This is a genomic window from Pseudomonas peli (genome assembly GCF_900099645.1).
Classification (GTDB): Bacteria; Pseudomonadota; Gammaproteobacteria; order Pseudomonadales; family Pseudomonadaceae; genus Aquipseudomonas; species Aquipseudomonas peli.
The window spans coordinates 1,215,378-1,227,061 of sequence record NZ_FMTL01000002.1; the positions used below are offsets into that span (position 1 = coordinate 1,215,378).

6 protein-coding genes and 1 pseudogene are annotated in these 11,684 nt (G+C 54.1%); 3 read left to right on the forward strand and 4 right to left on the reverse strand.

Annotated features, from left to right (window positions below):
- Positions 1–452 precede the first annotated feature (452 nt).
- Entirely contained in the window at positions 453–1,292 is an 840-nt protein-coding gene (locus BLO50_RS14505) for an alpha/beta hydrolase (RefSeq protein WP_208597434.1), read from the reverse strand.
- Between the two features lie 385 nt (positions 1,293–1,677).
- Positions 1,678–4,422: an autotransporter outer membrane beta-barrel domain-containing protein gene (locus BLO50_RS14510; protein ID WP_090254013.1), complete on the reverse strand. Its 2,745-nt coding sequence runs from the start codon at positions 4,420–4,422 to the stop codon at positions 1,678–1,680.
- Positions 4,423–4,810: 388 nt separating this feature from the next.
- Here BLO50_RS14510 and BLO50_RS14515 point away from each other — a divergent pair, with 388 nt between their 5' ends.
- Entirely contained in the window at positions 4,811–6,322 is a 1,512-nt protein-coding gene (locus tag BLO50_RS14515; RefSeq protein ID WP_090254015.1) for an AAA family ATPase, read from the forward strand.
- On the forward strand, positions 6,319–7,167 hold the full coding sequence (locus BLO50_RS14520; RefSeq protein WP_090254017.1) for a hypothetical protein: 849 nt from the start codon (positions 6,319–6,321) through the stop codon (positions 7,165–7,167). Before BLO50_RS14515 ends, BLO50_RS14520 begins: the two co-directional genes overlap by 4 nt.
- Positions 7,168–7,393: 226 nt before the next feature.
- Here the strand turns inward: BLO50_RS14520 and BLO50_RS14525 are convergent, their stop codons facing one another.
- Together BLO50_RS14525 and BLO50_RS14530 are read right to left on the reverse strand one after the other, a co-directional pair.
- Positions 7,394–9,019: a UvrD-helicase domain-containing protein gene (locus BLO50_RS14525; RefSeq protein ID WP_090254018.1), complete on the reverse strand. Its 1,626-nt coding sequence runs from the start codon at positions 9,017–9,019 to the stop codon at positions 7,394–7,396.
- Between the two features lie 2 nt (positions 9,020–9,021).
- Positions 9,022–10,686: an ATP-dependent nuclease gene (locus tag BLO50_RS14530; protein ID WP_090254020.1), complete on the reverse strand. Its 1,665-nt coding sequence runs from the start codon at positions 10,684–10,686 to the stop codon at positions 9,022–9,024.
- A gap of 70 nt (positions 10,687–10,756) precedes the next feature.
- Between BLO50_RS14530 and BLO50_RS14535 the strand changes: the two are divergent.
- Positions 10,757–11,684, forward strand: a pseudogene (locus BLO50_RS14535) (IS3 family transposase); the annotation flags it as partial.

Sequence of the window (11,684 nt, forward strand, 5' to 3'; positions counted from 1 at the left end):
ATTGGTGCGGTATGCATAATTGTTCGAGACATCCGCAACTGGCTTTGCCGGCGTCGGGAACGAAAGGCTCAGTCAATTTCAGAGGCTTCTGCAACACAACCTTTATGCGACGATTAACAGAAGTGGTACCGGGAGATTGTTGAGGAGTAGGCTATCTGGACTGTATAAAATACCAGCCTTGAATCGACCTTCATTTCGTAGGCTCTGCAAAAGGCCAGAAGTAGTCCTGAATGAAGGGTTGCTTTGGGCCAAAGTGGACACTTGGTCAGCCCTAACTACACGCCAAGCCTAAAAATAAAAACATAAGGAGCTTCGCAATGAACCTTCGCTCTCCCGATCTCCGCCTCTGTAGCGGTTTTGATACTTAGTGAGATGCTTTTATTTGCCTAGGATGGCGACGACTTCTCTTCAACGAAATAGCGATGCTGCCAGCCACAAATCAACAGCCAACTTTAGGTTAAAGGGCGGGTATTGTTAGAGCAAATAGGATTGCGGGTTACTAAGCGTAGCCAGACGTGCGCCCAATCGCCATCATGTGCCATGTCCGGAATTACTTGTATTTGTGCACATTTACCGGCGGTCGCGGTCACGAAGTTTTGAGTAATAACTGTTGGCACAACGCTGTCGCGGGCCCCACTAAAGTGTATCTGCGGTATATCGGAGACCATTCGTGCAAAGTCTATGGGGTTGAGCGAAGCCGGCATAGCAGAAACGTTGTGTAGTTGATTGACTTCAACGTGATCGAGATTTCCCGCCACGGTCCGCAAGGAAGCAATATCGATGCGCCGCGCTGCAATCAATACAGCAACTGCGCCACCTCCTGAATACCCGATCAGGTGAACAGGTTGGCCGGGTAAACGGCCAGCGTAGTGCGACACAGCCTGATTCATGGCCGCGATTACTTCTTCAGAGAAACGTTTTCCAGTCCAGTAAGTACTGCTGCACTGTGGGCTCAATGCAATCGGCGTAAATTGGCAAGGACGTGATAGATAAACGACATTTGCGGACGTGTCAGCCGCAGCCAAAGTTAAGCCGAGCGCCTGAATCGGTGTTGGATCGCTGGATGGCCGGTTACGTGAGCGCCAAGCCATTCCGTCGCCTTCAATGTAGATCATCAATGGTTGGTCGAGGCGGGTAGTTCGGGCAAAGCTGGTAAGCAGGAAGGTGTCCGTATGAACCTGCTCGCGCTGTAAGTAGGCCGCTTGCGCTATAGAGTCGGCATACTTATTTGCACTGGTGCAGCCTGTTAACTGCACCCAGCCTATGACGAGGATGCATAGCATTTTAGTCATACAGTTTAATATCCAGCGTGGTCATCAGTATGGACGTGGCCGTTACCTTCAGATTTGGCTATAACCAAGTTGAGCCCCCCCCCCGAAAACATAGTCTATATACCGAGCAATTGCAGTGCTTAGATGGTATAGCCAGCCTAATTAAGAGGCGTGGACAACACATCGCCTTCTGATACGCCTGGCCTGCATTCCAACGTGTTCTGCCTCGGTTCATTAACACTCGAAGGATGCTTTCGAATCCCTTAGGCAATAGGTGTACTGCTCTTTGGGGCGGTGGCAGAGGTATACATGGGGGTGAGCGAAGTAATTTGGCGACTGCCAAAGTAGGTCGCCACGACAACACCTGCGCAGATATCATAGGTGTTGTCGTGTTGAACTTAACGACCTAGAACTCCCAGCGTGCCTGCAAGTCACCGGTGTTAGCTGTGTAGCCACTGGCAGCTTCTAGGGTGTAATTCGCCGACAAACTCAAGCTCTGGCTGCGTATCAACGTCACACCCAACTTCATGACACCGGTGTCTTCCACTAACTTTGCACCCGTCGTGGTAAAGTTCGTGGCGCCAGAGGTGTCAGAGGCATAGTTAGCCACCGATTGCAGGCCGGCCTCGCGAAACTCGTGACGCCATGTGAGTTGGGCCGAGGGTATTACGGTGCAATAGGTTGTGGAGAAGGAGCGCTCCACCTTCGCACCCAAGGTACTTTTGAGTGAGTAGCTGTTTTTCGCATCAATGTTCAGCGCAGCACCGTTGCCACCCTTTTCAGTGTAACTATCCAGGCGCAAAGTGCTGTATGTCAGACCAGCAATCGGCGTAACGACGATGTTGGCCAAATGTGCACCCAAATCAAATGGGTAGCCCGCCTGCGCGGATGCAATGTATTGCATACCCCCGTACTGGCCTTCGGTCGTGCCGTTGAAGCCGGTGAATTCCACTCGGCGCTGGGTTTCGTATTGGTGCTGCACTGCACCGGCCGACAGATCCAAGTACCAAGGATTACCACTGTAGCTGGCGTAGCCGAGGAGGCCATAGGATTTCACGTCAGCCGAGCTGCCGTTGTTGTCGCCATCGTTATTAACAGTGGTCTTGGTGTAAGTGAACAACCCGCCGGCACGCCAGTTGTCGTTGAACATACCATCGGCACCGAGCAAAAGCCCGTTATAACGAGCGTGGTAACCGGATACGTCGTCGCGCTCTTCTAGTCTTGAGCTTCCGCCAAAAGCCTGGCCCCATTGCCCTGAAGTGGCAGCACTCTCGCCAGTTGCGATGCCTGTTCCACTGCTGCCATTTTGTGTCCCGCGCAGGCTATCGATGCGAGCTGCAGTCAGATCCAGCGCTTGCCCGGTTGAGGCCGTGGACGCTTGGGTGGCGGCGCTCAGGTTAGCAGTCGGGCTTAACTGCGCGCCGGCCGTATTGCCCTCTGCCGAAGAGCCAAGGGCGGCTGCGGCGTTGAAAAGGTTCATGACGCCAGCATCTAAACCGTTGTAATTAAACAGTCCGGAGAGCGTAGCCATGCCCACAGCTGTAGTCGCTTGATTGATGGGACCGACGCTGGGCGGTGGCGTTATAACGCCCAACGCACTGCCGACAGTGACTATCAAGTGGGTATCGCTTCCATCAACCACACTGGAGCCCGAGGCGTTATAACCAGCTACGTTGTAGTTGAGCGTGTCAGCGTTGTAATTAGTGTTCGTGCTGTCGGCTTGGATCACCAGGTAGCGTTGGCCTTGAGCGAAGCCGTAGCTGCCGAGGGATTGCAGGCCCACGGTAGAGCCGGAGGCCAGGTTTGCGCTACCCGACACCACCAAACGACCATAACCACTGTCGATGCCGAGCGCGCCCGTAGTTAAGGCATTGTCCGCCACGCCAAGGATCAGGCTGGCGTCCGCAGCCTGGCTGTAGTTACCGGTAATGGCGATCGTATTGTTGAGCTGTAAAGTGCCTAAGTTAAACGCGCTGAAGCCGCCAACATTGATATTGTCGTTTAGCAGCTGGTTGCCGGCACCGAATATCAGATCGGAATTGATATTGGTGATCTGGCCAATGTTGTTGTCACCGATACCGAAGCCTGCGGCGTTGCCGGTGAGTCGGCCGAAGTTCGTACCGCTACCGCCCAAGATGGTCAGATCTTGAATTGAGTCATTCTGGATTGCACCGGCAATGGTGCCGGCGTTAGTGATCGGGCCGAGTGCGCCGCTCGCTGCATTATAAATAGCGAACATTCCGCCGCTTATGGTGCCTGTGTTGGTATTGGTCAGCGCGCTGATAGTGCCGCTGTAGCTGGAAATACCGCGATTGATGCCGCTGATGCTGCCACTGTTGCTCAGCTGGCTGATTGTGCCTCCGGTGGTAATACCATTGCTGCCGGAGCCGCCGCTTATGGAGCCATTTACGAGGTTGCTCAGCAGGCCGATTGTGCCGCCATTGATAATGGCTTCACCAGAGCCGAATGCGCCACTGTTGCTAATGGTGCCGCTGTTAGTCAGGGTGCCGATGACGGCAGCGTCTACGTTAGCAACACCCAGCAGACCGCCGCTGATGGTGCCTGTATTAGATAGGTCACCGATAGCAGCAGTTGCAACGTTGTAGATGGCTATGGCTCGGCTGGTAATGCTGCCGCTATTAGTCAGTGTATCGATAGAGCCAGTACCGTTACCCCAGCCGGTGACCGTGTTGTAAATGCCATAGTTGTCACCATAAATAGCGTTAATGTTGCTTAAATCTTGGATAACGCCATTGGTGTACACACCTATTGAGTTGGTGCTGCTGATAGTTCCGCTGTTACTAAGCACTCCCAGCGTGAGTCCGGACACATTCAGCGCCTCGTTGTTGAGTGTGGTGATTGCGCCCGTCGATGTGACGGTAAAGTCCCCACTGGTCCAGAGCTGCCTGGAGTTTTGCGAGCTATTAATCACTTGGTTTGCAAGCGCAACATTGGGCAACGTGGCCGCCAGTCCTGCGGTTATGGCTAAGCTCAAAAGGGACAATCTGCGAGGCAAATATTGTGGTGAATATTTTCGTGCGGGCATCAGTACACCTCGGCGAGAAGCCTGTGTGATAACCACAAACAACCAACCTGACGATAAGCCCGCCTGACTGTTCGTGAAGGTTGAGTGGTGGGCCGTTGCGGTCATAGCTGTGATCCAAGGGTGCCATCATATTGGAATCAAAAGGCCAGCGCATGCTCCTTATACCGATAAGGGGCAGTTGAATCGCCCCTGATTTCGTGGACGCTCGATGACCGCTTTTGGCCGACTCCGGCCCGATGCTACTAGCGACTCCCGGCCAAGAGCGGACGCTTGGAAGTGCCTAGAGAATTCAGGACAATTCAATCTGTCCGGCACAACGTGTTTCCCGGCAAATCAGATCTATTGGAAGCTCAGTAAATACCAGGAGCGCTTGAATTAGCCATATGGCTACTTCGAGCGCCAACTGAACCGAACCCGATCCCTCAGTTGCTGGTGGACGCTAGGTGCAGCGTTATCTGCTTAAACACTGCTTCGACACATAAGGAGATGAGTTTTGCCGTCTAAATTGAAGTTTGTGGTCCGCGCACGACGCGAGTCAGTCGCACCATCACTCCTCCCGGTGTTCGTTCTTAGGACGGACAACTGGGACGACTATGGGCACCAAGTGCAATTCCATCTCAGCTATCACGATGCTAAGAGCACAATCACTCACCTGGGCCCAGTCAAAATCCTGCAGAAAAAAAGCAAAGATGGTGAGCCAGTTTTATTGGCCAGCGCGACCGATTTGGAGGACTCATTTTCCGAATTGGGCGCTGAGTACATCTCCCTTGGTCAGGAGGACGACTACTACACGAATCTTCATACTCTCCTTGGCGATCAGTCCAGCGACGTACTAGTCGCACTTCGCGATATTGCATGGCGACCCGCGCTTGCGACCGACTTCGAGCCAACCAGTGCCTTCCGTAATGCAATGATGCGTGAGAACGGCGCGCACCGTGCGCGTCGCTTCGGCCGTGCATGGGCCGTTGGTGAGCCGGCGAACGAAGAACCTGCCTTCACTTATATTGGTTCAATTGAGGGCGCTGATGCTAACGTTGAGGCTTCTTTTGCATTCAAACGCAAGGACCCCGTACCAGGTCGAATCGTTGGCATCATCGGCCGCAATGCTGTTGGCAAGACGCGCTTTCTGGCTAGCCTGGGTGCCGACCTTGCCCAGATTTCGCGCACCTCGGCGGAGAAGCTGATTGAGCGCGAGGAACGGTTCCCCGATGGTCGGCCGTTGTTCACTCGTATCATCGCCATTTCGTACAGTGCTTTCGATCGCTTCAAACGCCCACTTCCGGACAGCTCCAGCAGCTACGTCTACTGCGGAATTCGCAACGACAAGGGAGGGCTGTCTCGTGCTTATCTGAATGAAACCTATCGGCGGAATCAGGAGCGTATTCGTGAACGAGGGTTGCAAGACGACTGGATAGAGTACGCACAAACCATCCTGGGAGATCTTAGCGAACAGCTGATGTCTAACTTGAAGGCGGAAATTGATAGTCCCACCACCACCACCGACGACCAGGCCCTATCTCTCCTCAGTTCGGGTCAATCCATCCTCGCCCATTTCGTGACGGCGTTGCTTGCCTGGATTCAGCCGAACTCGCTGGTTCTGTTTGATGAACCGGAAACACACCTTCACCCTAATGCAGTAGCCAGTCTGTTCTTGGTTTTGTCGGAGATCCTGGGCAAGTTCGATTCATATGCGGTTGTGGCAACTCACTCACCTGTCGTGATACAGGAAATTCCAGCCAAGCGCGTTTTGGTGTTCGAGCGGGAGCAGAATCTGACAGTAGCCCACCCTTTACTTCTCGAAAGCTTTGGCGAAAGTGTTACTGAGCTAACTAGGCACGTGTTTGAGACCATCGAGGTGGAGAGTGTCTATCGCCGAACCCTTAAGCGCCTGGCAAAAAGCGAGTCGGCCGAGGATGTGCTGGCTCGCTTCGACCAAGGTCTAAGCCTCAGCGCAGAGGCATACCTCCTGGCGCAGTACGGTAAAAAGGAGGGCAAGAACAAGTGAGAAACCTCGTTGCCTTGCCCGACGATCCGACTTACCTGGATCGGTATGTAGCCATTCGAGACAAGAAGCATAAAGTCACGAGGGCAAATCTCACTGCCGCCCATGCGTTGATTGAAGAGCGATATCTCGCTTACGCGGAAGCCATCGACAAAAGCTCTTTAGCCGGTCTCAAGAGCCATGCTCCAGCGCTCCTTATAAGCGATACCCTACGTGCTTGCTATGACGGGGCAACGCAGCCGTTGAAGAAGCTCAAACAGGCAATAAAGGATGCGCAACCTAAGCGGCTGTTAAAGTATTGCCCTATGTGTGGAACGACGCTTCCCGGTACGTTCGACCATTACATGCCAGCAGTGAAATTTCCGGAGTTTGCGGTGCATCCGTTGAACTTGGTCCCATGCTGCGCGAAGTGCAACTCCACGAAAGATGCTGATTGGCTGTCCGTCGCGGGAAAACGTCAATTCTTGCACTCCTACACTGACCCGGTTCCAGACCTACAGTTTGTAGTGGTTACGTTTCACGAAATCGTGGGGTTCAAAGGTGTCGGTGCGAACTTTTCGCTCACCAGGCCTATCGGCCTCGCCGACGAATTGTGGGACCTCATCAGTAGCCACTTCCAACGTCTCAAACTGATTGATCGATACGACGAACTTGGAAATGACGAAGTAGCAGAGATACTCAAGGATTGCCGCATTCATCTCGATTCTGGAGGCCAGGACTTTCGGGTATTCCTGAGCGGGCGAGCGAAAGATCGGCGCGATGTTTATGGTAGAAACCATTGGATCGCTGTTCTTATGGACTCCATGGCCAAGCACGCTAACCTCGATAACTGGGTCCAAGTTGCATAACCTAGGACGGCTTGTTCACCACTGTTTGAAGGTGATAAGTGTCGGGAAGCATCATCGGCCTCCTCGCAAAGCGGGGAGGCATTGTGAATCGCCCCTTGGTTCTGTAGATGCTCAATGACTGCTCCTGGCCATAGCGGTCGTGGTGACTGGCAAAGTCAGTCGTTCGCCGGAAGCAGCTTGCGACCAAAGGTGCAAAATAGCGTGCCTGCCCGCTCTATCAATAGCGTTACCAAAAGATGGGCGTAGCATTCGCCCCGTTCCTGCCAATGAATTGCGAAGGAGCACCGTTCTTAACATCGCCCTGCCCGTTGATGCGAAAGTTCGATGTCATCAACACGCAAGCCTTAACTGCTCGTGTGACTCCTACGTAATGCAGATTCAGGCATTGGATTTCGTGCTCGAAGAAAACTCCATACTGTCCTGGCGGATAAGTGCGTTTCGGGATCACGTGATCGTAGAGATCGACATGGAAAACGAGGTCGAACTCCAATCCTTTCGCCTTGTGTAGGGTCATGATCTGAACGGCATCGAAACTGGAGCTTTGAAGCCTGCGTAGCTTCTCGGGATCTCCGCAAACGACCCCAAGCTCCACCGCACCTTCCGCCGAAGGCTGCTGCCCCAGCAGGCATGTGGCGGCATTCAACACGGTCGCAACCAGGTCGCTATCCAAGCAAGATCGGCAACTTAATAACGCACGGCGAAGCGCACGCCGTTCGTTAGCGGCTAGCTTGGTCGCACCGGATCGCTCAATCAGTGCCTCTGCGGTCAATTGCTGGTCGAATCGCAACCTCAGCATATCCGAGAAAAGGCTTGCCTCCGCTGCCGGTGCAGCCTGGAAAGGGCTCTCCTCGACAAGATGGTGAGCAAGTCCAATATGGTCAGCAATCAACCGTGCTGAGTGCTGATGTCGGCACAAAATGGCAACCCTGCTCGCTGCGGCCACCTGATAGAAGCGCATTAAATTGGGAATGGATGTATCCAACCACGCACCCATCGCGCCCTGGTGACCATCGACCGTTTTGATTAGCACCCGCATATCGCTCGTCGGCGCAATAGGGTGGTTCGGATCGAGCAGGCGAAGTGCAAAGTCGTTGATGGACGGATGGCTGCGGAAATTGGTAGTAATGGCAAAGTGCGCAAATCCACTGCCTGGCACCGTAAGCTCAATCAAGTACCTCGAATCCTTGTGCGCGAATCCATAAATGGACTGGTCACTATCTCCGACTGCAATAGCGGTCAATCCCAGAGACTTCAGCTTCAGAAAGAGCTGATGCTGGAAGTACCCACTGTCCTGATACTCGTCGATATACACGGCGCGATACCGTGCTACGAGGTAGTTCTGACATGCAGGGGATTGCTCGATCACGTAGCGAGCAAGCATGCCCACGGTCTCTAGGGGAACAAATCCCAGAGCCAGTGCCGCCTGCAGGAACGGCAGGAACTCGGTCGTATTAGCAACGGTACCGCTCTGGATCGGCGTTGCCGGTAGCATGAGCCTTACCGCTTCAGGCAACTCCATGACCTTGACCGTCTTGGCTGGAGCGGCAACAGGCATCAACTGCCGTGTAAACGGAAACACGATCTCACGAAGGCAGAAATCATCGATCGTGCCGAAGAAAGACCCCTTCACGTCGAAAGCATCTGCTTTACAACGACGCTCCAGCTCATCGCTTGCCTTGTTCGTGAAGGAGATGGCGATGACACCCTGGTGGCGACGCAACCCCGAAACGAGGCTCCTAACCTTGCATGACAGGACGCTGGTTTTCCCACTGCCGGGACGGGCCACTATCACCATGTCGCTCGCACATTGAATGGCCTGGGCTTGCTCCGCACTTGGCGTGAAGGTGGCCATTTCTAAACCTGCGCAGCAGCGGTCATACAGTGAATCAGCGGCTGCAACAAATGCCCAGTCGGCAGCACACTGAGTCGAGCCCCACAGTGCTCAACAAACTCCTGCATACGGATGGCTTTCTTGTCTTGCAGGTAAGAGATTGCTTGAGGCAACGCATGACCTTTGAATCCGTCCAACAGTGTTGGGAGTTCGGTGGCAATGTCGTGTTCCAGATCAATCTTCGATAGAAAGATGCCGAAGGGTGCCACGGCTGCACTTACCGCATGCCAACTTCCATCCGTCAACGAAGTGGCTTGGTCGTATGGATTCGCGCGGTGTTGCAGAGGGGGCATATCTGCCAGCCTCAAAGCGCGATTGATTCCCGCGAGGTTGCGCCACACGACTTGCGCCCCCTGTGGACCAAGAGAAACATTGGAAATGTCGTTGTCAGTGCGCGCAGCCCATGGAATTCCCAGAGCGTCTAGCACCCGCTTATAAACCTCAAACGCAACGCCATCGACAGACAACAGTGATACGTTGAGGTGATCAAGATCGAAGCCGTGTGCTCGTGCCAGCGCAGCGTAGAACAGCATTTCCGAAGGCCCTTCGACCAGCATGACTGCCGAGGCGAAAAACGCTTCTGCAGGAAGGATGCTTATCCGGTAGCCAAGCCCTGTCCATGCACTGTCGATGCAATTAGAGCAACCTTGGCTTGCCGCTCGGGACCCTCCGTTGTGGCGTAGTAGGCGGACGACTGAGTCGGGGCGGTAGCTGGCAGCAATCTGAGGGGAATGTGTGGTAACGATGGTCTGGCCGGGCAACGCACTGATAAGGTAGCTCGCCAGCTTCCGCTGCTGGTGAGGATGTAGATGCGCCTCGGGCTCCTCAACGCAATAGATCACCACCTCATTGTCTTGATCGTGCTCAAGCACGCTTTTGGCCTTCCACAAAGCCAGCAGGATCTGGTTATTACGGCCGTCACCTCCGAGCATTACACGCGAACCGTTGGTGCTGGCTCCCAGCTCCAGCTGCTCGATGAACTGCTCGATACCTATCGCACCGGTATCCAACGAGACGTTGTAACCCGCGTTATGGTGAGAGAGCGCCCTCAGTTCGTTGTTGAGGTCTTGGGTCGCCTCAGTAACGTAGTGCAGGTTCTTCACGCCGGAGTTTACAGACTCCAACAGTCCAGCAAGTGTCTGCAGCTGTATGGCATCGGCATCCACTTGGGCATCGTCGCGTGCCTCCTGCGCAAGACGCAAAAGGTGCCGCTTCTCCGACCGGATATACCGCACAAGGTCACGCTGAGAGTGGATGTACTTCAGATGAAGGTGCTTCAGGTAGTAGCGACTAGGAATAACCTCCATTGCAGAGAGGTCATAGCCTGCAGCGATCTCATAGCTGTGGTCCGCCCTGGTGGCCCGAAACTCAAGAAAGAAATGGCCGGTAGCACTGACAAAGCCCTTGAGCTGGGAAAGTACGGCGTCCTGAGTGACTTCGGAGAACGCAACTCGAATTATGAAGTGATCGGCCTGCGTGCCATTTTGCGCACAATGGAAATCACGTGTCGTCGGCTCGATATCTGCCTCTGACAAGCTCTTGTCCAGCAAGAGCCGCAACGCATGGATCATGTTGGTTTTACCAACATCGTTGCTTCCAATCACCAGGCTGTTCTTGGCCAGATTGATGTGCGCGTTGAATCGCCCCTAGTTTCGTAGACACCTCTAGGCCTCATAATACGGCCCATTAGGAGGTGCCATGAGCAACCCGCGTTATCCCGAAGAATTCAAAATCGAAGCAGTCAAACAGGTGACCGAGCGAGGTCTTCCGGTGGCTGAGGTAGCTGCTCGTTTGGGCATGTCGACACACAGCCTTTATGCCTGGGTGAAGCGCTACAGCAAGCCTCAAGAGCAGCGGGCGCAAGAAGACGACCAGCATGCTGAACTGCGTCGTTTGCGTGCTGAACTCAAGCGCGTGACCGAAGAGCGAGACATCTTAAAAAAGGCCGCCGCGTACTTTGCCAAGGAGTGCGGCTGAAGTACGCCTTCATCAATCATCTATCCGCAGACTATCCGGTTCGCCGTCTGTGCCTGACTCTAAAAGTACATGCCAGCGGTTACTACGCCTGGCTGGCAGAGCCGAAGTCGGCGCGAGCCAAGGATGATCAGCGGCTGCTAGGCCTGATCAAGCATTCGTGGCTAGAGAGCGGTGGCATCTACGGTTACCGAAAAATCCATGACGATCTGCGTGAGCTTGGCGAACAGTGCGGCAGGCACCGAGTTGCTCGATTAATGCGTCAGGAAGGACTGCGTTCGCAGACGGGTTACCGGCGTCGACCGGGTCGTTATGGTGGCAAGCCTCCAGTCGCTTCGCCGAATCATCTTGAGCGTCGATTCAACGTCACCGAACCCAACAAAGTCTGGGTCACGGACATAACCTACATCCGCACCTATGAGGGTTGGTTATTTTTGGCGGTGGTGCTCGATCTGTTTTCACGGCAGGTAATTGGCTGGTCGATGAAGCCGCAGATGACCAGCGATCTGGCTATTGATGCATTGCTGATGGCCGTTTGGCGGCGTAAGCCCAAGCAGGAAGTGATGATTCACTCAGACCAGGGTAGTCAGTTCAGCAGTGGTGACTGGCAGAGTTTCCTAAAAGCCAACAACTTGCTTGGAAGCATGAGCCG